Origin of the sequence: Pseudomonas sp. NY15463, from assembly GCF_048068415.1 — a bacterium.
GTDB classification, from domain to species: domain Bacteria; phylum Pseudomonadota; class Gammaproteobacteria; order Pseudomonadales; family Pseudomonadaceae; genus Aquipseudomonas; species Aquipseudomonas mosselii_C.
Window position 1 is genome coordinate 495247 of the sequence record NZ_JBLUQD010000004.1, and the last position, 24601, is coordinate 519847.

General features: G+C 62.1%; 20 protein-coding genes. 4 read left to right on the forward strand and 16 right to left on the reverse strand.

Translation table 11 applies throughout. The features are described 5' to 3' along the window. Position 1 precedes the first annotated feature (1 nt). The 6 genes from cysT to ACNFIC_RS13005 form a co-directional block, all read right to left on the reverse strand. Positions 2 to 820, reverse strand: coding sequence for a sulfate ABC transporter permease subunit CysT (gene cysT / locus ACNFIC_RS12980; protein ID WP_138221787.1), 819 nt, complete (start codon positions 818 to 820; stop codon positions 2 to 4). A 188-nt stretch (positions 821 to 1008) separates the two neighbouring features. Further along, positions 1009 to 2016: a sulfate ABC transporter substrate-binding protein gene (locus tag ACNFIC_RS12985; protein WP_138221788.1), complete on the reverse strand. Its 1008-nt coding sequence runs from the start codon at positions 2014 to 2016 to the stop codon at positions 1009 to 1011. A gap of 47 nt (positions 2017 to 2063) precedes the next feature. Beyond that, positions 2064 to 2246, reverse strand: a complete 183-nt coding sequence (gene oscA / locus ACNFIC_RS12990) for a sulfur starvation response protein OscA (RefSeq protein ID WP_016489716.1) — start codon at positions 2244 to 2246, stop codon at positions 2064 to 2066. 194 nt (positions 2247 to 2440) lie between these two features. After that, positions 2441 to 5488 carry an efflux RND transporter permease subunit gene (locus ACNFIC_RS12995; RefSeq protein WP_416781148.1) on the reverse strand — a complete coding sequence of 1016 codons (3048 nt, stop codon included), beginning with the start codon at positions 5486 to 5488 and terminating at the stop codon, positions 2441 to 2443. Further along, the gene (locus tag ACNFIC_RS13000; protein WP_416781149.1) at positions 5485 to 6546 is read right to left on the reverse strand and encodes an efflux RND transporter periplasmic adaptor subunit; all 1062 of its coding nucleotides are present in this window, start codon (positions 6544 to 6546) and stop codon (positions 5485 to 5487) included. Before ACNFIC_RS13000 ends, ACNFIC_RS12995 begins: the two co-directional genes overlap by 4 nt. Beyond that, positions 6543 to 7631, reverse strand: coding sequence for an efflux RND transporter periplasmic adaptor subunit (locus tag ACNFIC_RS13005; RefSeq protein WP_138221791.1), 1089 nt, complete (start codon positions 7629 to 7631; stop codon positions 6543 to 6545). Before ACNFIC_RS13005 ends, ACNFIC_RS13000 begins: the two co-directional genes overlap by 4 nt. Before the next feature lie 350 nt (positions 7632 to 7981). Between ACNFIC_RS13005 and ACNFIC_RS13010 the strand changes: the two genes are divergently transcribed. Next, complete coding sequence (locus ACNFIC_RS13010) at positions 7982 to 8437, forward strand: REP-associated tyrosine transposase (protein ID WP_416781150.1); 456 nt, start codon at positions 7982 to 7984, stop codon at positions 8435 to 8437. 138 nt (positions 8438 to 8575) lie between these two features. On the opposite strand, the gene ACNFIC_RS13015 is transcribed toward ACNFIC_RS13010, so the two are convergent. The 7 genes from ACNFIC_RS13015 to ACNFIC_RS13045 all read right to left on the reverse strand — a co-directional run bounded on the left by ACNFIC_RS13015 (position 8576) and on the right by ACNFIC_RS13045 (position 16888). Next, complete coding sequence (locus ACNFIC_RS13015; RefSeq protein WP_138221539.1) at positions 8576 to 9469, reverse strand: ABC transporter permease subunit; 894 nt, start codon at positions 9467 to 9469, stop codon at positions 8576 to 8578. Next, positions 9466 to 10347, reverse strand: coding sequence for an ABC transporter permease subunit (locus ACNFIC_RS13020; protein WP_171031012.1), 882 nt, complete (start codon positions 10345 to 10347; stop codon positions 9466 to 9468). The genes ACNFIC_RS13015 and ACNFIC_RS13020 overlap by 4 nt, the downstream gene beginning before the upstream one ends. A gap of 35 nt (positions 10348 to 10382) precedes the next feature. After that, a complete protein-coding gene (gene potA / locus ACNFIC_RS13025; protein WP_138221537.1) occupies positions 10383 to 11525 on the reverse strand; it encodes a polyamine ABC transporter ATP-binding protein in 1143 nt (380 codons plus the stop codon). Positions 11526 to 11596: 71 nt separating this feature from the next. Next, on the reverse strand, positions 11597 to 12661 hold the full coding sequence (locus ACNFIC_RS13030; protein ID WP_138221543.1) for a polyamine ABC transporter substrate-binding protein: 1065 nt from the start codon (positions 12659 to 12661) through the stop codon (positions 11597 to 11599). A gap of 191 nt (positions 12662 to 12852) precedes the next feature. After that, complete coding sequence (locus ACNFIC_RS13035; protein WP_138221536.1) at positions 12853 to 13950, reverse strand: polyamine ABC transporter substrate-binding protein; 1098 nt, start codon at positions 13948 to 13950, stop codon at positions 12853 to 12855. 169 nt (positions 13951 to 14119) lie between these two features. Then, positions 14120 to 15481 (reverse strand): aspartate aminotransferase family protein, encoded by a 1362-nt coding sequence (locus ACNFIC_RS13040; protein WP_138221535.1) that lies wholly within the window; start codon positions 15479 to 15481, stop codon positions 14120 to 14122. 48 nt (positions 15482 to 15529) lie between these two features. After that, positions 15530 to 16888, reverse strand: a complete 1359-nt coding sequence (locus tag ACNFIC_RS13045; protein ID WP_138221534.1) for a glutamine synthetase family protein — start codon at positions 16886 to 16888, stop codon at positions 15530 to 15532. 667 nt (positions 16889 to 17555) lie between these two features. Here ACNFIC_RS13045 and ACNFIC_RS13050 point away from each other — a divergent pair. Next, positions 17556 to 18932, forward strand: a complete 1377-nt coding sequence (locus ACNFIC_RS13050) for a glutamine synthetase family protein (protein WP_138221533.1) — start codon at positions 17556 to 17558, stop codon at positions 18930 to 18932. A gap of 258 nt (positions 18933 to 19190) precedes the next feature. On the opposite strand, the gene argA is transcribed toward ACNFIC_RS13050, so the two are convergent. Beyond that, positions 19191 to 20489, reverse strand: coding sequence for an amino-acid N-acetyltransferase (argA, locus tag ACNFIC_RS13055; RefSeq protein WP_138221532.1), 1299 nt, complete (start codon positions 20487 to 20489; stop codon positions 19191 to 19193). A gap of 125 nt (positions 20490 to 20614) precedes the next feature. Further along, the gene (gene argE, locus ACNFIC_RS13060) at positions 20615 to 21757 is read right to left on the reverse strand and encodes an acetylornithine deacetylase (RefSeq protein WP_138221531.1); all 1143 of its coding nucleotides are present in this window, start codon (positions 21755 to 21757) and stop codon (positions 20615 to 20617) included. A 142-nt stretch (positions 21758 to 21899) separates the two neighbouring features. Here argE and ACNFIC_RS13065 point away from each other — a divergent pair, with 142 nt between their 5' ends. Further along, the gene (locus tag ACNFIC_RS13065; RefSeq protein WP_416781151.1) at positions 21900 to 23279 is read left to right on the forward strand and encodes an inorganic triphosphatase; all 1380 of its coding nucleotides are present in this window, start codon (positions 21900 to 21902) and stop codon (positions 23277 to 23279) included. Between the two features lie 383 nt (positions 23280 to 23662). Here the strand turns inward: ACNFIC_RS13065 and ACNFIC_RS13070 are convergent, their stop codons facing one another. Next, a complete protein-coding gene (locus ACNFIC_RS13070) occupies positions 23663 to 24133 on the reverse strand; it encodes an Lrp/AsnC family transcriptional regulator (protein ID WP_416781152.1) in 471 nt (156 codons plus the stop codon). A 126-nt stretch (positions 24134 to 24259) separates the two neighbouring features. Between ACNFIC_RS13070 and ACNFIC_RS13075 the strand changes: the two genes are divergently transcribed. After that, complete coding sequence (locus ACNFIC_RS13075) at positions 24260 to 24601, forward strand: hypothetical protein (RefSeq protein ID WP_416781153.1); 342 nt, start codon at positions 24260 to 24262, stop codon at positions 24599 to 24601.

Genomic DNA, 24601 nt, shown 5'->3' on the forward strand with positions numbered 1-24601 from the left:
TTCAAGGGGTTTCGATGCGCCGCTGAAGCAGGTTGATCAGCAGCAGCAGGATGAAGGAAACCACCAGCATCAGCACGCCGATGGCAGTGGCGCCGGTGTAGTCGTACTGGTCGAGCTTGACCATGATCAGCAGCGGCAGGATCTCGGTCTTCATCGGCATGTTGCCGGCGATGAAGATCACCGAACCGTACTCGCCAACGCCGCGCGCGAACGCCAGGGCGAAGCCAGTCAGCCAGGCCGGCAGCAGCGCCGGGGCCAACACGTGGCGGAACACCTGCAACGGCTTGGCGCCCAGGCAGGCGGCGGCCTCTTCGACTTCACGCGGGATGTCGGCCAATACCGGCTGCACCGTACGCACCACGAACGGCAGGGTGACGAAGGTCAGCGCCAGGGTGATGCCAAGCGGGGTGTAGGCAATCTTGAAGCCAAGGTCGGTGGCGAACTGGCCGACCCAGCCCGAGGGCGCGTACAGCGCGGTCAGGGCGATGCCCGCAACGGCAGTCGGCAGGGCAAACGGCAGGTCGATCATCGCGTCGATGATCTTGCGCCCAGGGAAGGTGTAGCGCACCAGCACCCAGGCCAGCAAAGTGCCGATCACTCCGTTGATGATGGCAGCGAACAGGGCGGTGCCGAAACTCAGCTTGAGCGCGGCGAGCACGCGCGGTGCGCTGATGATGTTCCAGAACTGCTCCCAGGTCAGCTGTGCGGCATGCACGAACATGGCGGCCAGCGGTATCAGCACGATCAGACTGAGGTACACCAAGGTGTAGCCCAGTGTCAGCCCGAAGCCGGGTATGACGGGGGAAATACGACGTGACATAAAGGTCCCTGGTTGAACGCACGAAGCCCGGAAACGATCCCGGGCTGGTGCTAGCTTCTGAAATCCTGGAGCTGCTTTGCAGCCCATCGCGACACAAGGCCGCTCCTACAGGGGATCGTGCTTTTCTGTAGGCGCGGCCTTGTGTCGCGAAAGGGCCGCAGCGCGGCCCCCGCTGTTTTCATGGCCGATCACTGCGCCTGGTAAATCTGGTCGAACACACCGCCATCGTTGAAGAACTTAGGCTGCGCAGTCTTCCAGCCACCGAAGTCCTTGTCGATGGTCACTAGGTCGAGTTTCGGGAACTGCTTGCCAAACTCAGCGGCGACTTTCGCGTCACGCGGACGGTAGAAGTTCTCTGCGGCGATCTTCTGGCCAGCCGGGCTGTACAGGTGCTTGAGGTACTCGGTGGCGATCTCGGTATTACCCTTCTTCTCGGCGTTTTTGTCCACCACGGCCACTGGCGGCTCGGCCAGGATCGACAGCGAAGGCACGACGATGTCGAACTTGTCGGCGCCGCCGTCTTCCTTCAGCGCCAGGAAGGCTTCGTTTTCCCAGGCCAGTAGCACATCGCCCTGGCCGTTGTTGACGAAGGTGATGGTCGAGCCACGGGCGCCGGTATCGAGCACCGGTACGTGCTTGAACAGCTCCTGCACATACTCCTTGGCTTTGGCTTCGCTACCGCCAGCCTTCAGGCCGTAGGCCCAGGCGGCGAGGAAGTTCCAGCGGGCGCCGCCGGAGGTTTTCGGGTTAGGCGTGATGACCGAGACGTCTTTCTTGATCAGGTCGCCCCAGTCCTTGATACCTTTCGGGTTGCCCTTGCGCACCAGGAACACGATGGTCGAGGTGTACGGGGTGCTGGCGTCCGGCAGACGGGTCTGCCAGTTTTCCGGCAGGGTCTTGCCGAGCTTGGCGATTTCGTCGATGTCACCGGCTAGGGCCAGGGTCACCACGTCAGCGCGCAGGCCGTCGATGACCGCGCGGCCCTGCTTGCCCGAACCACCGTGGGATTGCTGGATCTTCACCGTGTCGCCTGGGTGGGCCTGCTGCCAGTGCTTGATGAACTCGGCGTTGTACTGCTGGTACAGCTCGCGGGTCGGGTCGTAGGACACGTTCAGCAGTTCGTAGTCCTTGGCGAGGGCGGAACCGGCAAAAACGGCACTGGCCAGGGCGGCGAGCGCATAACGGCGGATGGACATGGTGAAGCTCCCGATTGGCATTTTTCTAATTTGTGGGTAATGCGGTCTCAGCCGGATTTGTTGCCGGGCTGTTGCAGGCGGAACTTCTCCTTGCGCTCGATCTGCACCACCTGGGCGTTGTGCACGGTGATCTCCACGGCGCCGAAACGCAGGTCGCGCAGGGCGCTTTGGATCTCACGCAGAATGGTGGCTTCGTCCTGACCGTCGATGCTACGCAGCGATGCGCTCATGCTCGTTCTCCTGTGAGTAAGGGGTGCCGGGCAGAGGTTCGAAGGGGATTTGCGCCTGGCTTGGAAGCCATAGTAATGAGGCGCGGATATTCTTAAAAATACTGTTTAAGAATGTTTATATAACCAATTTTAAAAAGCTGGCGCTGCGCCTGTGGGAGCGGGTTCACCCGTTCCCACAGGGCCGATGATGGGCTTCAGGATTGCGGTTCACGAATCCTGTACCAGGCCACATACAGCGCCGGCAGGAACAACAGCGTGAGCAGCGTCGCACTGATGATCCCGCCGATCATCGCATAGGCCATAGGCCCCCAGAACACTTCCCGGGCGATGGGAATCATCCCGAGGCTGGCGGCCGCCGCCGTCAACAAAATCGGACGGCGCCTGTGGTTGGTGGCCTCCACCACCGCATCCCAAGGCGAGTAGCCCTGGGCCTCGAACGCGTCGATCTGGGTCACCAGAATCACCGAGTTACGGATGATGATCCCAACCAGCGCGAGGATACCGAGAATCGCCACGAAACCCATTGGCGTACCCGTCGGCACCAATGCCAGCACCACGCCGATCAAGCCCAGCGGCGCCACGCTGATGACCAGGAACAGCTTCTGCACGCTATGCAGCTGGATCATCAGGAAGGTCGCCATCAGGAACAGCATCAGCGGGATCACCTGCGCAATCGGGCCTTGGGCCTTGCCGCTCTCTTCTACCGTGCCACCCGTGGCCACCTCGTAACCAGCGGGCAGTTTGGCGGCGAATGCGTCGATCTCCGGCTTGAGCTGCGCGACCAAGTCGGTCGGCTGGACGTCGCCATTCACCGAAGCCTTGAGGGTGATGGTCGGTTTGCGGTCGCGGCGCCACACCAGCGGCTGCTCCAGCTCGTAGCGCACGGTGGCGAACGCCAGCAGCGGGATCGAGGTGCCGCTGGGGCTGACGATCTGCAGGTTCCGTAGGGTATCGGGCGAGCCGCGCTCGCTGTCGTCGGCGCGTGCGACCACATCGATCAGGTAGATGTCATCGTTGACCTGGGTGATCGGCACACCGCTGACGATGCTGTTCATCACGTTAGCCACATCCTCGGACGACAGCCCCAACTGGCGCGCCTTGTCCTGGGCGATTTCGACCCGCAGCACCTTACCCGGCTCGTTCCAGTCGTAGATCATCTCACCGATGTGCGGGTTGCCATCGAGCAGCGTAGCCAACTCGAGGGCGTGCTTGCGCACCTGGTCGATATCCTTGCCGCTGACCCGGTACTGGATCGGCCGGCCCACTGGCGGGCCCATTTCCAGCGTTTGCACGTTGGTGCCGATGCCGACAAACTCCTCGCGCAGCAGTTTCTGCAAGCGCCCGATCAAGGCTTGACGCTGTTCCAGGCCTTTGCTGACGATCACCAACTGGGCGTAGTACGGGTTTTGCAGTTGCTGGTCGAGGGGCAGGTAGAAGCGGATCGCGCCCTGGCCGATGTAGGTGCTCCAGTGCACCAGGTCGGGGTCGTCCTTGAGCTTGGCTTCGAGTCGGTCGACCACCTTGCGGGTTTCTGCTATCGAGGCGTTCTGCGGCAGGTTGAGGTCCAGCAAGATTTCCGGGCGGTCGGAGGCGGGAAAGAACTGGTTCTGCACGAAACGCATGCTGAAGATCGACAGCGCGAACAGCAGCACCGTACCGCCGATGGTCAGCCAGCGGTGGCGCATGCACCACAGCAGGCCGCCTTCGAAGCTACGCGCCACGCGCCCTGGCTTGGCCTCGTGGGTCTTGACCTTGCTGGCGCTGAGCATGTGCACCCCAAGCACCGGGGCGAAGAACACCGCCACCCCCCACGACACCAGCAGCGCCACCGCAATCACCGCGAACAGCGTGAAGGTGTACTCGCCGGCAGAACTCGCATTCAGACCGATAGGCACGAAGCCGGCCACGGTGACCAGTGTGCCAGTGAGCATCGGGAACGCCGTGGAGGTGTAGGCGAAGGTGGCCGCCTGCGCTTTGGTTTCGCCCATCTCCAGGCGCGTGACCATGACCTCGACGGTGATCATCGCATCGTCCACCAGCAGGCCGAGGGCGATGATCAACGCCCCGAGCGAGATACGCTGCATGGTGATGCCGCTGTACTCCATGAACACGAAAACCATCGCCAGCACCAGCGGGATGGAACATGCCACCACCAAGCCGGCACGAATGCCCAGGCTGATGAAGCTCACCACCAGGACGATCACCACCGCCTCGAACAGTGCACGGGTGAACCCGCCGACGGCCTCCTCGACCACCACCGCCTGGTCGGATACCGTGTGCACCCCCACACCCACCGGCAGGTCGTTGATCACCCGGTCCATCTGCTGTTTCAGCGCAGCGCCGAATGCCTGGATGTTGCCGCCGGCCTTCATGCCGATGGCCAGACCGATGGCAGGCTGGCCGTTGAAGCGGAACATCGGCGCGGGTGGATCGGCGTAACCGCGTTCGATGACGGCGATATCGGCCAGGCGATAGAAACGCTCATTGATCCGCAGGTTGACGTTCTGCAGGTCTTTTTCCGAGGCGAATTGCCCGGTGGTACGCACCGAAATTCGCTCCGGCCCAGCCTCGATGACCCCTGCCGGGGTCACTGCGTTCTGGGCCTGCAACGCCTGCATCACCTGGCGCTGGTCGATACCCAGCGCGGCCAGCTTACGCGTGGAGAAATTCAGATACAGCACCTCGTCCTGGGTGCCGACCATCTCGATCTTGCCGATATTGGGCACTTCGCGTACCTCGGCGCGGGCCAGCTCCACATAGTCGCGCAACTGGCGCAAGGTCAGGCCATCGGCAGTGAAGGCGTAGATCGAACCGAACACATCACCGAACTCGTCGTTGAACGCCGGGCCCTGTAGGCCTTTTGGGAACTGGCCACGGATGTCGTCGATCTTCTTGCGCACCTGGTACCAGATCTGCGGGATGTCGCGGGCTTTGGTGGTGTCACGCAGGAAAACAAATACCGTGGACTCGCCAGGCCGTGTGTAGCTCTTGACGTAATCGAGCGAGTCCAGCTCTTCGAGCCTTTTCTCGATGCGGTCAGTGACCTGGTTGAGAGTTTCGTCTTGGGTCGCGCCCGGCCAGCGGGTCTGGATGACCATGGTCTTGATGGTGAACGCCGGGTCTTCCTCACGGCCCAGGTTGAAATACGAAAACACGCCCATGAGCAGGCCGACGAACATCAGGTACCAGACGAAGGACTGATGGCGCAGGGCCCAGTCGGAAAGGTTGAAGCGTCCTTTCATTGTGTATCCTCGACGACCTTGACCTGCTGGCCGGGTTTGAGACTGTTCACACCTGCTGTCACGACGCGCTCGCCCGCCTGCACGCCGGCCCCGATTACGATGCGCTGATCGCTACGCTGCAACAGGCTGACGTCGCGCAGGGCGACGGTGTTTCGCTGCGGGTCCACCACCCATACCTGGGGTTTGCCGTCACGCTCGAACAACGCGGTCGCCGGCAGCTCGCTGCGCGGACTGACGGCATGGCTCACGCTAACACTGATGGCGGTGCCAAGGTGGAAAGCGTCCGGGGTGCTGGCCAAGGTCAGGCGCGCACGCCGGGTGCGGGTCGTGGCGTCCGCCTGCGGTTCCAGCTCGCGCAGCGTTGCGCGGGTGACGATGCTCGGATCCAACTGCGAAGCCACGCTGAATACCAGGTTCGCGTCCAACTGCTCGGCCACCCGGATGGGCAGGTCGATCACCGCCTCTTTGACGTCCGGACGAGCCAGGGTGACCACCGCCTGACCGGCACTCACCGTCTGACCGGCCTCGGCCTGCCAACCCGTGACAACCGCTGCGTGGTCGCTGCGCAAGGTGCTGTAGTCGAGCTGGTCCTTGGCCTGACTGACCGCAGAACGCGCTTGCTCCAGCGAAGCGCTGGCGGTTTTCAGGTTGGTCTGAGCGATGTCCAATTGCGCCTGCGCGCCGACGCCACGGTCATACAGCTGCTGCTGACGACGCGCATCGGCCTGGGCATTGATCCACTGCGCCTGGACCCGCGCCAGGTCACCCTCGGCGGCGCGCAACTGGTTCTGCTGGTCGGTGGGGTCGAGGGTCGCCAGGGTATCACCAGGGTTCACCCAAGCACCGGTATCCAGCCAACGCCGGGCGATACGCCCGGAAACCCGGAAGCCCAAGGTGCTTTCGTAACGGGCCTGCACCGTACCGGCGAACCGCCCCATCTGCGATTGCACCTTGGCCTGCACCAACGTCGAGAGCACTGGGCGCACAGGCTCCTGCGGCGCCTCCTCGGCGCTGCAACCTACCAAGAGGCCCGCGACTATCGGCAACCAATACTTCATGGCGCGACTCCTGCACCTGGGGTGGCGACTTTTTCCACCTGCATGCCGGGGTGCAGCAATTGCCCGCCAGCCACTACAACGGTTTCGCCACTCTGGATGCCGTCGGCGATCACCACCTTGCCGGTGAGGTAGCGCCCTACGCGCACCTTGCGCAGCTCGACCTTGTCGCCCTCGCCCACCACCCACACAGCGGGTTCTTTCGACGCCTTGGTCAACGCCGCCCAGGGCAATTCGACGCTCTGGCGTCCCTGGGTGTTACCGGTGGCGGTCACCGGCGAGCCCAACTGCATCTGCGGGGGCACATCGCGCAAGGCCACCTTAACCTGCACCGTGCCGCTCTGCGCGGAGACGGTCGGGGTGATTTCGCGGACCTTGCCCTGGGCCTTGACCTGCGGGTTGTCCAGCAGGCTCACCCACACGCCTTCATCGCTGGGTGGCGCCAACAGCAACGACTCGTAGACGTTGAACACCGCATCGCGGTCGCCATCCACCGCCAGGCTGAAGATCGGCATGGTGGCCTGCACCACTTGCCCCACCTCGGCCTGGCGCGCGGTAATCACGCCATCAGCCTCAGCCACCAACGCGGTGTAGCCCAGCTGTTCATTGGCGCTGGCAAGTTGCGCCTGGGCCGCCTTGAGGGCGCTCTGGCTGCCACGCAAGGCGGCCAGAGCCGAGTCGTACTCGCTCTGGCTGGTGTAGCCCTTGGGCAGCAGCTTCTGCTGCCGCCAGAATGCGGTACGGGTCTGGGTCACTCGCGCCTGCTCGGCGAACACCGCAGCCTTGGCAGAGTCGACGTTGTTCTGCAGATCTTTCGGGTCGAGGCGCGCGAGCACCTGATTGGCCTTGACGTGGGCGCCCACATCGACGCTGCGCGAGACGATCTTGCCCCCCACGCGGAACGAGAGTTCGGTCTGGACTCGGGCCTGGATGTCGCCGGTCAGGGTGATCCGCGCAGCAAAGTCGGTGGGCTGCGCCTGCTGCACGAGTACCCTGGGCAGCACTGACGGGGCCTTTTCCTCTCCACAGCCTGCCAACAGCAAAAGCAGCCCCAGGCACACGACCATCGGCGCATGCGATACCGTCATGCCGCCTCCTTGGTTTTCGAATGGTTACAGGACGCGATGAAAGCGTAGATCAGTGATCGACAAACGGCGTTGATGCAGGTTCCAAGAAAGCGTGGGGCGGTGCTCGGCGGGGTCCGCCTGATTCTCGGGCACTTTCGCCGCAAACACCGGCATAGCCGGTGCCATCTACCGCGTCGCCTGCTTCGCGGGTAAACCCGCTCCCACAGGGATGCGCTGTAGGAGCGGGCTTGTTCAGCTTGCCCGCGAGGAAGCCAGCAGCTGCTGCCATATTCAGAAACCATGCGCAGCACTGTCCTTGTTCTACCGCCACTACATTTCAGGGGTCTGTTGTTCGAGAAGGGATTGATCGAATGCCGCCTGCCCAATCGCACCTGTTACGCCGTGGACACTGTTCGGAACCGGGTAGGGTCTATTTGCTCACCACGGTTACTTATCGACGCACACCACTGTTCCTCAACTGGCGTCACGCCCGAGTGGTGGTGCAACAAATGCGCAAGTCTGATCAGGAAGACGCCTGTATCTCTCTAGCCTGGGTGGTGATGCCCGACCATCTGCATTGGCTCATCGAGTTGAAATCGGTGACCCTCGCCAGCCTGATGCGCCGGTTCAAGTCACGCTCAAGCCTGGCCTTGCATAAAGCAGGGCTCGAACTGGAGCCGGTATGGCAATCGGGTTATCAGGACCGGGCTTTGCGGCGAGAGGAGGATGTCAGGAAAGCAGCGCGCTACATTGTCGCCAACCCTTTGCGGGCTGGGCTGGTGACCAGTGTGCGGCAGTACCCGCACTGGGATGCAATCTGGCTCTGAAGCGGTGTTGGGGCCTTCGCGGGTAAACCCGCTCCCACAGGACCGCGCACTGCCTTCAAGACAGGCGCAGCACCTGTGGGAGCGGGTTCACCCGCGAACACCGGCAAAGCCGGTGCCATCCACGGCGAAGGGGCCGGGTCAGGCTGACGCAGCCACCTGCGTCGGGCGCTTGGCCTGCGCCTGACCGGCATTCGCCGCAGCGCCTTCCTCGATGGCTTGCTGGATCGCCTTGCGGCGATGCTCTTCGGCGCGGCGGCTGAAGTACCAAACCAGGAAGGTCACCAGCGACACCGACAGCAGGATCAGGCTCGCCACCGCGTTGATCTCAGGCTTCACACCCAAACGCACCGCCGAGAACACTTCCATCGGCAGCGTGGTGGAGCCAGGACCCGACACGAAGCTGGCCAGCACCAGGTCATCCAGCGACAGGGCGAACGACATCATGCCGCCCGCCGCCAGCGACGGCGCGATCATCGGGATGGTGATCAGGAAGAACACCTTCCACGGCTTGGCCCCCAGGTCCATCGCCGCTTCCTCGATGGAAAGGTCCAGCTCACGCAGACGCGCCGATACTACAACGGCCACATACGCCGCACAGAACGTGGTGTGGGCGATCCAGATGGTGACGATGCCACGCTCCTGCGGCCAGCCGATCATCTGCGCCATGGCCACGAACAGCAGCAACAGCGACAGACCGGTGATCACCTCGGGCATGACCAAAGGTGCAGTGACCAGACCACCGAACAGCGTGCGGCCCTTGAAGCGAGTCACCCGGGTCAGCACGAAGGCAGCTAGAGTGCCCAGTGCCACGGCGGCGACCGCCGTGTACAAGGCGATCTCCAGCGAGCGCATCACCGACCCCATCAGTTGGGTGTTGTCGAGCAGCCCGACGTACCACTTCACCGACCAACCGCCCCACACCGTCACCAGTTTCGAGGCGTTGAACGAGTAGATCACCAGGATCAGCATCGGCAGGTAGATGAACAGCAAGCCGAGCACCAGCATCAGCTTGGAAAAACTGAAGCGTTTCATGCCCTGCCCTCCATTTCTTTGGCCTGGCTGCGGTTGAACAGCAGGATCGGCACGATCAGGATCGCCAGCATCACCACCGCCAGCGCGGATGCTACCGGCCAGTCGCGGTTGTTGAAGAACTCCTGCCACAGCACTTTACCGATCATCAGGGTTTCCGGGCCGCCGAGCAGCTCAGGAATGACGAACTCGCCCACCACCGGAATGAACACCAGCATGCAGCCAGCGATGATGCCGTTCTTCGACAGGGGCACGGTGATCTTCCAGAAGCTGTTGAAGGTGCTCGAACCCAGGTCGGAGGCCGCTTCCAGCAAGCTGGGGTCGTGCTTCACCAGGTTTGCGTAAAGCGGCAGGATCATGAACGGCAGGTACGAATAGACCACGCCGATGTACACCGCCAGGTTGGTGTTGAGGATCTGCAGTGGCTGATCGATCAGCCCCAACCACAGCAGAAAGCTGTTGAGCAGGCCGTTGTTGCTCAGGATGCCCATCCAGGCGTACACGCGGATCAGGATCGCGGTCCAGGTCGGCATCATGATCAGCAACAGCAGGACGGTCTGGGTTTCCTTCTTGGCGTTGGCGATGGCGTAGGCCATCGGGTAGCCGATCAGCAGGCACATCAAGGTGCTGAAGAACGCCATCTTCAGCGAGCCGAGGTAGGCCGAGATATACAGTTCGTCTTCGGTCAGCAGGCCATAGTTGGCCAGGTTCAGCACCAGCTGGATCTTGCCTTCGAGGTAGGTATAGATCTCGGTGTACGGCGGGATCGCCACGTCCGCTTCCGCGAAGCTGATCTTCAGTACGATGAAGAACGGCAGCATGAAGAACAGGAACAACCAGATGAACGGCACGCCGATCACCAGATGCCGCCCCTGCGGGATAATGCGCTGGAAGGCTCGCTTGAGCTTGCGAAGTTTCATGACCGCAGTACCACGCCGCTGTCGTCTTCCCACCAGACGTACACTTCATCGTCCCACGTCGGGCGGGCGCCCTGGCGCTCGGCGTTGGCAACGAACGTCTGGACGATCTTGCCGCTGGGCAGCTCCACGTAGAACACCGAATGGCCACCGAGGTAGGCAATGTCGTGGACCCGGCCGCGCGACCAGTTGTGCTCGAAGTCCGGCTGCGTGGTGGTGACCAGCAGCTTTTCAGGACGCAGGGCATAGGTGATGTGCTTGTCTTCGACCGATGTGGTAATACCGTGGCCGACGTAGATTTTGCGCTCCAGTTCCGGGCTGGCAATGATCGCGTGGCCCTCGGCGTCGTCGACCACTTCACCCTCGAACAGGTTGACGTTACCGATGAACTCGCACACCAGGCGGCTGGTGGGGGTCTCGTAGATATCCACCGGCGAGCCGATCTGGGCGATCCAGCCCAGGTGCATGATGGCGATACGCTGGGCCATGGTCATGGCCTCTTCCTGATCGTGGGTCACCATCACGCAGGTCACGCCCACACGTTCGATGATCTCAACCAGCTCCAGCTGCATCTGCGAACGCAGTTTCTTGTCCAGCGCGCCCATCGGCTCGTCGAGCAGCAGAAGCTTGGGGCGCTTGGCCAGCGAACGGGCCAGGGCCACACGCTGACGCTGGCCACCGGACAGCTGGTGTGGCTTGCGCTTGGCGTACTGGGTCATGTGCACCAGCTTGAGCATCTCGCTGACGCGGGCATCGATCTCGGCCTTGGGCATCTTGTCCTGCTGCAAGCCGAAGGCGATGTTCTGCGCCACGGTCATGTGCGGGAACAAGGCGTAGGACTGGAACATCATGTTGATCGGCCGCTCGTAGGGCGGCATGTCGGTGATGTCCACGCCATCGAGGAAGATCCGCCCTTCGGTCGGACGCTCGAAGCCGGCCAGCATGCGCAGCAAAGTGGACTTGCCGGAACCGGAGCCACCCAGCAGGGCAAAGATCTCGCCCTTGCGGATTTCCAGGGACACATCGTCCACGGCAACCGTTTCGTCGAATTTTTTCGTGACCCGGTCGATCTTGACCAGCACCTGCTTGGGTTGCTGGCCACCCTCGAGGGCTTTTTTATAGGCACCGGAGGCAACTGCCATGAGTGAAACTCCCAACAAGATTTTTGTGCCCGCACGGCCTGTACTCAAGGCATCGCGGCGGGTCTGGATAATTATTTACCCGACTTGACCTTGGTCCAGCTGCGGGTCATCAGACGCTGCACCTTAGGTGGCAACTCCGAGTTGACGAACATCTTGTCCAGCACTTCCTGCGGTGGGTAAACCGCGGCGTCAGTCCTCACGGCCTGGTCCATCAGGTCGCCAGCCTTGGGGTTCGGGTTGGCGTAACCGACGTAATCACTGACCTGGGCGATCACCTCAGGTTTCAGCAAATAGTTGATGAAGGCGTGGGCCTCCTTGACGTTGCTGGCGTCCTTCGGGATGGCCAGTACGTCGAACCAGAGGTTGCCGCCCTCCTTGGGGATGGCGTAGGCCAGCTTCACGCCCTTCTTGGCTTCTTCAGCACGGGCCTTGGCCTGGAACACGTCGCCGGAGAAGCCGGCGGCCACGCAGATGTCGCCGTTGGCGAGATCGGTGATGTACTTGGAGGAGTGGAAGTAGGTCACGTACGGGCGCACGGCCAGCAGTTTCTGCTCGGCCTTTTGGTAGTCCTTGGGGTTGCTGCTGTTGGGATCAAGGCCCATGTAGTTGAGCACTGCCGGGAGCATCTCGTCGGCCGAGTCGAGGAAGGCGACGCCGCATTGGCTGAGCTTCTTCATGTTCTCAGGCTCGAACAACACCGCCCAGGAGTCGATGGTGTCGGTGCCCAGCACCGCCTTGACCTTCTCGACGTTGTAACCGATGCCGTTGGTGCCCCACAGGTAAGGGACGGCGTACTGGTTACCCGGATCGTTCTTTTCCAGGCGTTTCATCAGCGCCGGGTCGAGATTGGCGTAGTTGGGCAGCAGACGCTTGTCGAGCTTCTGGAACGCGCCCGCCTTGATCTGCTTGCCCAGGAAATGGTTGGACGGCACCACCACGTCATAGCCGGTGCGACCGGCCAGTAGTTTGCCTTCCAGCGTCTCGTTGCTATCGAAGACGTCGTACTTCGGTTCGATGCCGGTTTCCTTTTGGAATTCGGCCAGGGTATTCGGGCCGACATAGTCGGACCAGTTGTAGATGTGCACCGTGGGCGCCGCTTGGACGCTGAAAGCCAGCGTCAGACCCGCTCCAGCCATCAAGGCCTTGCGAAGAGAATAGTTAGACAAGTGGGTGGTCCTCACAATCAGTGCCTTTGCGGGCGGAAAAGCCTCGTCGCTCACGCAAAACCGGCGCGCAACTTACCTTCACGGCGTGGATGCCGCAAACTTATTTGCCTCACACAGCCTCTGGGCCGGGAAACCCCGGCCCAGAGGGCCTCGCATCAGGCTTACTTGCCCGACTTGATCTTGGTCCAGCTGCGAGTAATGACACGCTGCACGGAAGCCTCAGGTGCGGCAATCGCGTACAGGTGTTTCTTCACCTCGGCAGGTGGGTAGATGCTTGGGTCGCTGGTGATGTCCTTGTCGACGAACGGGGTCGCGGCCTTGTTGCCGTTCGGGAAGCGCACGGCATTGGTGATTTCAGCCATGATTTCAGGCTGCATCAGGAAGTCCATGAACTGGTAGGCCGCGTCTTTGTGCTCGGCATCTTTCGGAATAGCGACCATGTCGTAGAAGGTACCGGCGCCTTCTTTCGGAATGACGTAGCTCAGCTTGACCTTGTCACCGGCTTCGTGGGCGCGGGTCTTGGACTGCTCCAGGTCACCCGAGTAGCCGACCGCCACGCAGATGTTGCCGTTGGCCAGGTCGCCGATGTACTTGGAGGAGTGGAAGTAGGTGATCGACGGACGAATCTTCAGGAACAGGTCTTCGGCGGCCTTCAGGTCTTCTTTCTTGGTGCTGTCGGTCGGCAGGCCCAGGTAATGCAGCGCGGCCGGGAGCATTTCGGTCGGCGCATCGAGGAAGCTCACGCCGCAGCTCTTGAGCTTGGCGATGTTCTCAGGCTTGAACACGACATCCCACGAATCGATCTTGTCCACGCCCAGCGCGGCCTTGACCTTCTCCGGGTTGTAGCCAATGCCGATCGAGCCCCACATGTAGGGGAAGGCGTACTTGTTGCCCTTGTCGCTGGCATCGCCGACGGCCTTGAGCAGGTCTTCGTCGAGGTTCTTCCAGTTCGGCAGCTTGGAGCGGTCCAGCTCCTGATAGACACCTGCCTTGATCTGCTTGGCCAGGAAGTTGTTGGACGGCACCACGATGTCATAACCAGACTTGCCGGCCAGCAGCTTGGCTTCGAGGGTTTCGTTGCTGTCGAATACGTCGTACTTGACCTTGATGCCCGACTGTTTCTCGAACTTCGCGATGGTGTCCGGCGCGATGTAGTCCGACCAGTTGTAGACGTTCAACACCTTGTCTTCAGCCTGAACAGCGGTAGCCATGACACCCATCAGAGCGGTGGCCAGCAGCGTCTTGCCCATTTTCTTCATGCGTAATGCTCCAGAATTTATTATCAAGCCATCTGTTCAGCAGCCAGGTCCCACGTGACATGCGCTGGGCGACTGAAACAGCCGTTAGTCTGGCAAGTTACAAGGCGCGGTTTCAACACACGCAACGCCCCGAAAGCACTTAATGTCACCTCGCCAGCCTAGCAGACCGTCACCGGATCGCTTCGAGGGTCAGGTCCAGGCACTTGCGCGCCTTTTCCACCAACTCGTCCACCTCGGCATGGCTGATCACCAGCGGCGGGGCGATGATCATGGTGTCGCCCACCGCGCGCATGATCAGGCCGTTGTCGAAACAGAAGTTGCGGCACACCATGCCCACGCCCTGGCCTTCGTAGCGGCTGCGGGTGGTTTTGTCCTTGACCAGCTCGATCGCACCCAGCAGGCCCAGGCCGCGCACCTCGCCCACCAGCGGGTGGTCCTGCAGCTCACGCAGACGTTTTTGCAAGTAGGGTGCCACTTCGTCGCGGGCGTTCTCGACGATCTTCTCGTCGCGCAGGATGCGCAGGTTTTCCAGGGCCACCGCCGCGGCAACCGGGTGGCCGGAGTAGGTAAAGCCGTGATTGAAATCGCCGCCTTCGCTGAGCACCTGGGCGACCTTGTCGCGCACGATCACACCACCCATGGGGATGTAACCGGAGGTCAGGCCTTTGGCGATGGTCATCAGGTCGGGCTTGAGGTCATAGTAGTCCGAGCCGAACCACTCGCCGGTACGCCCGAAGCCACAGATCACCTCGTCGGCGACGAACAGGATGTCGTACTTGGCAAGGATCTCCTTGACCTTCGGCCAGTAAGTCTCTGGAGGAATGATCACACCACCGGCGCCCTGGATCGGCTCGGCGATGAAGGCGGCGACGTTGTCCTCGCCGACTTCGAGAATTTTCTGCTCCAACTGCTCTGCCGCCCACACGCCGAACGCCTCCGGGGTCATGTTGCCACCCTCGCCGAACCAGTACGGCTGCGGGATGTGCACGATGCCCGGAATCGGCAGACCGCCCTGCTCGTGCATGCCACTCATGCCGCCAAGGCTCGCACCGGCCACGGTGGAGCCGTGGTAGCCGTTGATCCGGCTGATGAGGGTCTGCTTGTGCGGCTTGCCTTTAAGCGCCCAATAATGACGGACCATACGCAACACGGTGTCGTTGCCTTCGGAGCCGGAGCCGGTGAAGAACACATGGGTCATGCCCTCGGGAGCGACCTCGGTGATCGCCTTGGCCAGTTCCAGCGCTGGCGGATGGGCGGTCTGGAAGAACAGGTTGTAGTACGGCAGCTCGCGCATCTGCTTTTCTGCTGCCTGCACCAGTTCTTCACGACCGTAGCCCACTGCCACGCACCACAGACCGGCCATGCCATCGAGAATCTTGTGCCCCTCGCTGTCCCACAAATGCACACCCTGCGCCTTGGTGATAATGCGCGGACCCTTGGCCTTCAACTGCTTGTAGTCGCTGAAAGGTGCCAGGTGGTGCTCGCCGCTCAGGGCTTGCCATTCGCGGGTTTGCGGGTTGTTGACGCTCATGTGCCTCTCCATTTTCCGGCGGCCGCGCGCAGGCGGCCTCAGGGTTGATCACACTGCAAAGAGCAGGAACTCACGCTCCCAGGAACTGATGACGCGCTTGAAGTTCTCGTGCTCGGCGCGCTTGGTGGCGACGTAGCCGGTGATGAACTTCTTGCCCAGGTACTGCACCAGCGCACGGCTGTTCTCCATGCGCTCCAGGGCATCCTCGATGGTCAGCGGCAGGCGCAGGTTGCGTCGCTCGTAACCACGCCCCTGCACCGGAGCGCTGGCCTCGATGCCTTCAACCATGCCGATGTAGCCGCACAACAGGCTCGCGGCGATGGCCAGGTACGGGTTGGCGTCGGCACCCGGCAAGCGGTTTTCCACCCGGCGGTTCTGCGGACCGGCATCCGGCACGCGCAGGCCGACGGTGCGGTTCTCCTCGCCCCACTCCACGTTCACCGGCGCCGAGGTGTCGGGCAGGAAGCGGCGGAACGAGTTGACGTTCGGGGCGAACAGCGGCAAGGCCTCGGGGATGAACTTCTGCAGGCCACCGATGTGGTTGAGGAACAGCTCGCTCATGCTGCCATCAGGGTTGGAGAAGATGTTCTTGCCGGTGACAGCATCCACCACGCTCTGGTGCAGGTGCATCGCGCTGCCTGGCTCACCGGTCATCGGCTTGGCCATGAAGGTGGCCGCTACGTTGTGCTTGAGCGCAGCCTCGCGCATGGTGCGCTTGAACACCAGGATCTGGTCGGCCAGGTGCAGCGCGTCGCCATGACGGAAGTTGATCTCCATCTGCGCGGTGCCGTCTTCGTGAATCAGCGTGTCGAGGTCCAGCTGTTGCAGCTCGCACCAGTCGTAGACATCTTCGAACAGCGGGTCGAATTCGTTGGCCGCCTCGATGGAGAACGACTGCCGGCCAGTTTCCGGGCGACCGGAGCGGCCTACTGGCGGTTGCAGCGGGAAATCCGGGTCTTCGCTGCGTTTGGTCAGGTAGAACTCCATCTCAGGTGCGACGATGGGCTGCCAGCCTTTGTCGGCGTAGAGCTTGAGCACTTTCTTAAGCACGTTGCGCGGCGACAGCTCGACCGGGTTGCCCTTTTTGTCGTAGGTATCGTGAATCACCTGGGCGGTCGGCTCGATGGCCCAGGGCACGAGAAACACCGCGTTCTCGTCGGGGCGGCAGATCATGTCGATGTCGGCCGGATCGAGCAGTTCGTAATAGATGTCGTCATCGACGTAGTCGCCGGTCACAGTCTGCAGCAACACGCTCTCAGGCAGGCGCATGCCTTTTTCGGCGATGAACTTGTTGGTCGGCGAGATCTTGCCTCGGGTGATGCCGGTCAGGTCGCTGATCAGGCATTCCACTTCGGTGATCTTGTGCTCTTTCAACCAATCGGTGAGCTGGTCGAGGTTGTTACTCATAAATACCTCAGGAGGTAATGTGGCCAGGTTGAGGGCAACCGGCGGCCATGGACGCCAGGCGTCGTTCCAGGGCGGCGCACACGGCACCGAGGGGCCTGGACAGGCCCGCGCCTTGATTCTGGAGGGTGTGCATGGCTAAAGCAAAATCCCCTGCGCAGGACGACCGTGGAAACACCCGGTACAGGTGAGTCCGTGAAAAAACCAATGGGCAGGAGACCAACAAGAGGTAGGGCAAAGCGTTACGAGGTATGGCTTTTTTGTGCAATCCGTCAATTATTGCGGCCAGTGCACTCACCCACTGTTGCAGGTGTGCAATGACCGGACGGCAACCGGGAGATGTGCCTGAGCGCACCGTGCAAGCGGTGTTTTCAGGTCTCGGCAGGCGGACCATGTGACCCTCGTATTATTGTGTTCTGGGTTGTGACCGAGCTTAGCCTTGTTCATTTTTTTACACAACCACTCCGTAAAAAATAAAACACGCCCCGCTCGTAATCACCTTTCGGGACGAAAATAGCGGATAATGGCACGCCCCGATATGCAGCAAATCTGCCGTAGATGTGCCATTTAAGGGCATCATGGGGCTGGCTTGACTTCACCTAGTCTTTCCGATTGACTGAGGTTGCAAGCCCCCCTTGATTGATATTTTTAACAACAAAGGTGTTGCATCATGTCGGTACCCCCGCGTGCCGTTCAGCTTAACGAAGCGAACGCGTTCCTTAAGGAACATCCTGAGGTTCTCTACGTTGACCTTCTGATTGCAGATATGAATGGTGTGGTTCGTGGCAAGCGAATCGAACGCACGAGCCTTCACAAGGTTTACGAGAAAGGCATCAACCTGCCGGCCTCCCTCTTCGCCCTGGACATCAACGGTTCGACCGTAGAAAGCACCGGGCTCGGTCTGGACATCGGCGATGCCGATCGGATCTGCTATCCGATTCCCGGCACCCTCTCCAACGAACCGTGGCAGAAGCGCCCCACCGCGCAACTGCTGATGACCATGCACGAACTCGAGGGCGAGCCGTTCTTCGCCGACCCACGCGAAGTGCTACGTCAGGTGGTGAGTAAATTCACCGAAATGGGCCTGACCATCTGTGCGGCATTCGAACTGGAGTTCTACCTGATCGACCAGGAAAACGTGAACGGCCGCCCACAGCCGCCACGCTCGCCGATCTCGGGCAAGCGCCCGCAGTCGACCCAGGTGTACCTGATCGACGACCTCGATGAATACGCCGACTGCCTGCAAGACATCCTGGAAGGCGCCAAGGAGCAGGGCATCCCTGCCGACGCCATCGTCAAGGAAAGCGCTCCGGCGCAGTTCGAAGTCAACCTGCACCACGTCGCCGACCCGCTCAAGGCTTGTGACTACGCGGTGCTGCTCAAGCGCCTGATCAAGAACATCGCCTACGACCATGAGATGGACACCACTTTCATGGCCAAGCCCTATCCGGGCCAGGCAGGCAACGGCCTGCACGTACACATTTCCGTGCTGGACAAAGATGGCAACAACATCTTCACCAGCGAGGATCCCGAGCAGAACGCCGCGCTACGTCACGCTGTCGGCGGTGTGCTCGAGACCCTGCCCGCCTCGATGGCCTTCCTGTGCCCCAACGTCAACTCCTACCGCCGTTTTGGCGCGCAATTCTATGTACCGAATGCGCCAAGCTGGGGCCTGGACAACCGTACCGTGGCCCTGCGCGTACCTACCGGTTCGCCGGATGCGGTGCGTCTCGAGCACCGCGTCGCGGGTGCCGATGCCAACCCGTACTTGATGATGGCGGCCGTGCTGGCCGGCGTGCACCATGGCCTGACCAACAAGATCGAGCCAGGCGAGCCGATCGAGGGCAACTCGTACGAACAGCTGGAGCAGAGCCTGCCGAACAACCTGCGCGATGCACTGCGCGAGCTGGACGACAGCGAGATCCTGAACAAGTACATCGATCCGAAGTACATCGACATCTTCGTCGCGTGCAAGGAGAGCGAGCTGGAGGAGTTCGAGCACTCGATCTCCGACCTCGAGTACAACTGGTACCTGCATACCGTGTAAACGAAAACGCCGCCCCAAGGGCGTAATGCCAGTCAGTTAAGCCAATTGGGCCGCTTTGCGGCCCTTTCGCAACACGAGGCCGCTCCTACAATGTCCGCGTAAGCCTGGGAAGTTCCAGCTTGCCCGGTCGTGTAGGAGCGGCCTTGTGCCGCGAGAGGGCTGGGTAGCAGCCCCGGCGATCCTGCGGGATGCCGAGATTCTGGGGCCGCTGAGCGGCCATTTCGCCACACAAGGCCGCTCCTACCAGGGGCAACGGCCTCAGAGCGACTTCTCGAAAATCTTCGAATTACGCTGGTAGTTGTACAGCGAAGCGCGCGCTGCCGGCAGGCGCTCTACCCCACTCGGCGCAAATCCACGTTCACGGAACCAGTGTGCGGTACGCGTCGTCAGCACGAACAAGGTATTGAGCCCCAGCGCACGCGCACGCGACTCAATGCGTTCGAGCAACTCGTCGCCACGCCCGCCATGTCGGTACTCCGGGTTCACTGCCAGGCACGCCAACTCGCCCGCGTCGGACTCGGCGATCGGGTAAAGCGCCGCGCAGGCGATGATCATGCCCTCGCGCTCCACCACACTGAACTGTTCGATCTCGCGCTCCAGCACCTCTCGCGAACGACGCACCAAAATGCCTTGCTCTTCCAGCGGGCTGATCAACTCCAGCAGACCACCCACGTCCTCAATGGTCGCCTCGCGCACCACCTCGAACTGCTCCTGCGACACCAACGTACCGGCACCGGCGCGGGTGAACAGTTCATTGAGCAGCGCCCCGTCTTCGACGTAGCTGACGATGTGACTGCGCGCCACACCGCCCTTGCAGGCCTCGGCGGCAGCATCGAGCAGTTCGCCCTGATAATCGCTGCCCAGGCGTTGCAGGTGCGGAGCAACCTGCTGCGGACGCAGCTCGCGGACTAGGCGCCCCTGCTCGTCCAGAAGCCCCGACTCAGCACCGAACAGCAGCAGCTTGTCGGCACCCAGCTCGATGGCTGCACGGGTGGCGACATCTTCACAGGCAAGGTTGAAGATTTCCCCGGTCGGCGAGTAGCCCAGCGGCGACAACAGCACGATGGAGCGCTCGTCCAACAGGCGACTGATACCCTTGCGGTCGACCCGACGCACTTCGCCGGTGTGGTGGTAGTCCACCCCTTCGAGCACACCGATGGGCCGCGCGGTCACCAGGTTGCCCGAGGCCACCCGCAGACGCGAACCCTGCATCGGCGAGGCCGCGATGTCCATCGACAAACGCGCTTCGATGGCCAGGCGCAGGGCGCCCACGGCATCGATCACGCAATCCAGGGTGGCCGCATCGGTGATGCGCAGGCCACGGTGGTAGTGCGGGGTCAGGCCGCGCTCGGCCAGTCGGTTTTCGATCTGCGGGCGCGAGCCGTGGACCAGTACCAGTCGCACGCCGAGGCTGTGCAGCAGCACCAGGTCATGGACGATGTTGCCGAAATTCGGATGGGCGACGCCATCACCGGGCAGCATGACCACGAAGGTGCAGTCGCGGTGGGCGTTGATGTAGGGAGAAGCATGGCGCAGCCAGTTGACGTAATCGGGCATGACAGGGCCTGTGGATAAGTGAACGGAGAACGAAAAGGCGCACAACGTTCGAAAGTCATCGTCGGATCAGGCTTGCGGTCACGCGCGGTCTCCTCTAGGCAGGAACGAATCAGGTCAATGGACGTTTAGGTCAGGCAATAGTGCCGGATCAAGTCACGCAATAGACGCACGGTAGGCTCGATGCGTGACATTTCAAGGTATTCGCCGGGCTGGTGGGCACAGGCAATGTCGCCAGGCCCCAGCACGATGGTCTGGCAACCGAGCTGCTGAAGATAAGGGGCTTCGGTGCCAAAGGCCACCGCTTCGGCGCGATGGCCGGTCAGGCGTTCGGCCAGTTGCACCAGCTCGGCGTCGGCAGCCTGCTCGAACGGCGGCACCTCGGGGAACAACGGGGCGTAGTCGATGCGGACTTCGTGACGCTCGGCCAGTGGCGCCAGCTTGCTGCGGATCGCCGCGCGCAACTGCTCAACATCCATGCCAGGCAGCGGGCGCAGGTCGAACTCCAGGGCGCATTGGCCACAGATGCGATTGGGGTTGTCGCCGCCGTGGATGCAGCCGAAGTTCATGGTCGGCGTAGGAACGGTGAACTGCGGGTTGCGGTATTTTTCCTGCCATCCACGGCGCAGGTCCATCAATTCGCCCATTACCGCGTGCATCGCCTCCAGGGCGCTGTGGCCGAGGCTCGGATCCGACGAATGGCCGCTGCGCCCCAGGATATCGATGCGGTCCATGAGGATGCCCTTGTGCATGCGGATCGGCTTGAGCCCGGTGGGTTCGCCGATCACCGCAGCGCGACCGAGTGGTTGGCCGGCTTCGGCCAGGGCGCGGGCGCCGGACATCGAGCTTTCTTCATCGCAGGTGGCGAGGATCAGCAGGGGTTGCTTGAAATCATGTTCGAGCAGTGGCGTCACCGCCTCGATCACCAAGGCGAAGAAGCCTTTCATGTCGCAGCTGCCCAGGCCCACCCAACGGCCATCGACTTCGGTCAGCTTGAGCGGGTCGCTGCTCCACAGTTGCGGGTCGTAGGGCACGGTGTCGCTGTGGCCAGCCAGTACCAGACCGCCAGGGCCACTGCCACGGCTGGCCAACAGGTTGAACTTGCCGGGGGTGATCTCTTGGATTTCGCAGTTGAAGCCAAGATCGCCAAGCCAGCCGGCCAGCAGGTCGATCACCGCACGGTTGGACTGATCCAGCGCAGGCTGGGTGCAACTGACCGACGGGGCGGCGATCAGGGCGGCGAACTGGTCTTTCAGCGACGGCAACGGCATGCGCGAACTCCTCAAAAGCATGCGGGCATCATAACAACGCCTTCCCTGCGCAGGGCAACCCATTACCGGCGCCCAAATCCGGCAGGCTACAACCGACTCCTGTAGACTCCCCACCCACGATGCCCCTCCCTGCGAGCCCGCGATGCACAAAGAAACCGAACTCAAACTCCGCGCCAGCCGCGAGACCCTTGCCGCCCTGCGCGAGCACCCTTTGCTGAAAAAGCGCAACAAGTCCGGCTGGCAGACCCGCGAACTGCTCAATCAATACTTCGACACCCCTGAGCGCGACCTGTCCGCCGCGCGCGTGGCGCTGCGCCTGCGCCGCGACGGCGAGGTCATCATCCAGACCCTCAAGTGCCGCGGGCAAAGCGTGGCTGGCCTGTCCGAGCGCAACGAGTACGAATGGCACCTGGACAAGGTCAAGCTCGACCTGAAGAAGCTCGATGCCACCTGCTGGCCCGAGCAACTGGCCGAGCTGGACAAGAAGACCATCAAGCCGCTGTTCACCACCGACTTCACCCGTGAATACGCCGAGATCTCCTGGGGCCGTGGCAAGGCCAAGGTGGTGATCGAAGCCGCCCTGGACCAGGGTTTCGTGATTGCCGGCAAGCGCAAGGAAGAAATCTGCGAGCTGGAACTTGAACTGCGCGAAGGTGCGCCCGAAGCCCTGCTGGAACTGGCCGCCGAGCTGTCCGCCAGCGTCGCACTGATGCCGTGCGATATCAGCAAGGCCGAGCGTGGTTACCGCCTGCTGGACGAGAACAGCTACGAGCTGGACCTGCCTGCCAGCGAGCTGGACGCCGAAATGCCACTGGACGACGCCTATGCCGCGCTGGCCTGGCAACTGTTGGGCAGCAGCCAGCGCCTGGCCGAACAATATCGCCACAACGGCCACTGGCGCCTGCTGCAGGACTGGGTACGCTGCCTGGCCGAACTGCGCGCGCTCACCGCAAGTCTTGGCCAGGCAGCTCCGCGCCCGGTCACCCGCGCCCTGCGCGCGAGCCTCGACGCGCTGCTGGAAGACTGGCGCCCGCTGGTACAGGCGGGCAATGACGACGAAGACATTCGTCGCGCCGCGCCCGAACAGTTCGCCGAAGAGCTGCAAGACCCACGCTGGGGCCAGTTCTCGCTGGAAACCGCGCGCTGGCTGACTGCCCGTGCATGGACCGTCGAGCGCAAGGGCCGTGGCGAGCGCCAGGGCAAGGCGCAACTGGCTAGCTGGCTGCACCACCAGCTCGGTGAAGAGGCCCGCGCGTTGAAGCTGCCGTTGTACGTGCAACGCCCGGAAGACCTGGCCGAGCAATTGCCGCGCATCGAAGGCATCCTGGCCTGGCTGCATCATGCTCGCCAGGTACTCGATGTCCCGCAGCAAGACCGCCTGTACGGCGAGTTGAACAAGCTGCACGAGCTGGCCGAACAAGCGCTGGGCGAAGAACACCAGGACGAACTGCTGGAAGCGCGCATCGAGCAGGCTCGCGCCATCGAACAAAACCGCGCCTGGAAGCAACTGCTCAAGGCCTGACCTGTGCGCATTCGCGGGTAAACCCGCTCCTACGCCAGAAGCAAGCGCTGCACCTGTAGGAGATCACCCAGCCCTTTGGGCTGCGCTGTCGCGCAGAGAACTGATTTCGCAAGCGCTCCGCGTACCCTGTGGGAGCGGCGGTTCGGCGCCCCGACTTGCCCGCGAAGCAGGCGACTCGGTGGATGGCACCGGCTTTGCCGGTGTTCGCGGGCAAGCCCGCTCCCACAGATTCCTTATAAATCAACAAGTTATGTGTAGTTCCATGAGGGCGGCCTCGTGCCGCGATGGGCTGCGCAGCAGCCCCAAGAATCCCAGCTGCCGCACAAATCCTGGGGCTGCTTTGCAGCCCATCGCGGCACAAGGCCGCTCCTACGCGGCGGCGCTCAGCGGCCCAGCGGCAAGCTGGTGGTGCTCTTGATCTCCGACAGTGCCACGATCGAGTTCACCTCTTGAATACCCGGCACGTTCGACAGCTTTTCAAAGAAGAACTGCTCATACGCCTCGATATCCGAGGTGACGATCCGCAGCAGGAAATCCACCGCCCCCATCAATACGTAGCACTCCAGCACTTCCGGGAACCCGCGAATCGCCTCGGTGAACTCGGCAAAGTTCGAGCGCCCATGAGCGTTGAGCTTTACCTCAGCGAAGATCTGCGTGTTGAGCCCAACTTTCTTGCGATCGAGCAGGGTTACCTGGCCACGAATAACCCCCTCCTCCTTCAAGCGCTGGATACGCCGCCAGCACGGTGATTGCGACAGCCCCACGCGCTCGGCGATCTGCGCGCTGGAGAGCGAGGCGTCCTCCTGTAGCAATTCCAGAATCCGACGATCATAGGCATCCAACCCGCCCTGCATGATTGATTCTCCAATTTGCATGTTTATGAATTGTTCAATTCGCTATCAACGGAAATTGGTTGAGTTATAGCGAAACAATACCCGAATCGACGTGCAAGAATTTCCCCACTTTCGCGGAGATCCAGCATGAACGCACTCGAACGCCCCCTGGCCACACCCCGCCTCGATGCCTGGGCCGCCTCGGCCGCCCACAGCACCGTGCACTACCACCTGCACGCCGAGGCCGAACCCGACAGCCTGTGCCGGATTCTCAACCTCTTCGCCTTGCAGTTCCTGACGCCGTACAGCCTGCACGTGGAGCAACACGACGACCTGTTCGACGTGCGTATCGGCATCGGCGGCCTGAGCTGGCATCGCGCCGAGGTGATCGCGCAAAAATTGCGCAACCTGGTCTGCGTCGCCCAGGTCAGCCTGGAAAACCTACCGCAGCTGGCTGAGGTCACTGCCGGCGCCAGTGCATCACGGTAA

Excerpts from the sequence above, each read along its gene's own strand:
- cysT (WP_138221787.1), bottom strand. The coding sequence starts at position 820 with ATGTCACGTCGTATTTCCCCCGTCATACCCGGCTTCGGGCTGACACTG.
- ACNFIC_RS12985 (WP_138221788.1), bottom strand. The coding sequence starts at position 2,016 with ATGTCCATCCGCCGTTATGCGCTCGCCGCCCTGGCCAGTGCCGTTTTT.
- oscA (WP_016489716.1), bottom strand. The coding sequence starts at position 2,246 with ATGAGCGCATCGCTGCGTAGCATCGACGGTCAGGACGAAGCCACCATT.
- ACNFIC_RS12995 (WP_416781148.1), bottom strand. The coding sequence starts at position 5,488 with ATGAAAGGACGCTTCAACCTTTCCGACTGGGCCCTGCGCCATCAGTCC.
- ACNFIC_RS13000 (WP_416781149.1), bottom strand. The coding sequence starts at position 6,546 with ATGAAGTATTGGTTGCCGATAGTCGCGGGCCTCTTGGTAGGTTGCAGC.
- ACNFIC_RS13005 (WP_138221791.1), bottom strand. The coding sequence starts at position 7,631 with ATGACGGTATCGCATGCGCCGATGGTCGTGTGCCTGGGGCTGCTTTTG.
- ACNFIC_RS13010 (WP_416781150.1), top strand. The coding sequence starts at position 7,982 with ATGCCGCCTGCCCAATCGCACCTGTTACGCCGTGGACACTGTTCGGAA.
- ACNFIC_RS13015 (WP_138221539.1), bottom strand. The coding sequence starts at position 9,469 with ATGAAACGCTTCAGTTTTTCCAAGCTGATGCTGGTGCTCGGCTTGCTG.
- potA (WP_138221537.1), bottom strand. The coding sequence starts at position 11,525 with ATGGCAGTTGCCTCCGGTGCCTATAAAAAAGCCCTCGAGGGTGGCCAG.
- ACNFIC_RS13030 (WP_138221543.1), bottom strand. The coding sequence starts at position 12,661 with ATGGCTGGAGCGGGTCTGACGCTGGCTTTCAGCGTCCAAGCGGCGCCC.
- ACNFIC_RS13035 (WP_138221536.1), bottom strand. The coding sequence starts at position 13,950 with ATGAAGAAAATGGGCAAGACGCTGCTGGCCACCGCTCTGATGGGTGTC.
- ACNFIC_RS13040 (WP_138221535.1), bottom strand. The coding sequence starts at position 15,481 with ATGAGCGTCAACAACCCGCAAACCCGCGAATGGCAAGCCCTGAGCGGC.
- ACNFIC_RS13045 (WP_138221534.1), bottom strand. The coding sequence starts at position 16,888 with ATGAGTAACAACCTCGACCAGCTCACCGATTGGTTGAAAGAGCACAAG.
- ACNFIC_RS13050 (WP_138221533.1), top strand. The coding sequence starts at position 17,556 with ATGTCGGTACCCCCGCGTGCCGTTCAGCTTAACGAAGCGAACGCGTTC.
- argA (WP_138221532.1), bottom strand. The coding sequence starts at position 20,489 with ATGCCCGATTACGTCAACTGGCTGCGCCATGCTTCTCCCTACATCAAC.
- argE (WP_138221531.1), bottom strand. The coding sequence starts at position 21,757 with ATGCCGTTGCCGTCGCTGAAAGACCAGTTCGCCGCCCTGATCGCCGCC.
- ACNFIC_RS13065 (WP_416781151.1), top strand. The coding sequence starts at position 21,900 with ATGCACAAAGAAACCGAACTCAAACTCCGCGCCAGCCGCGAGACCCTT.
- ACNFIC_RS13070 (WP_416781152.1), bottom strand. The coding sequence starts at position 24,133 with ATGCAGGGCGGGTTGGATGCCTATGATCGTCGGATTCTGGAATTGCTA.
- ACNFIC_RS13075 (WP_416781153.1), top strand. The coding sequence starts at position 24,260 with ATGAACGCACTCGAACGCCCCCTGGCCACACCCCGCCTCGATGCCTGG.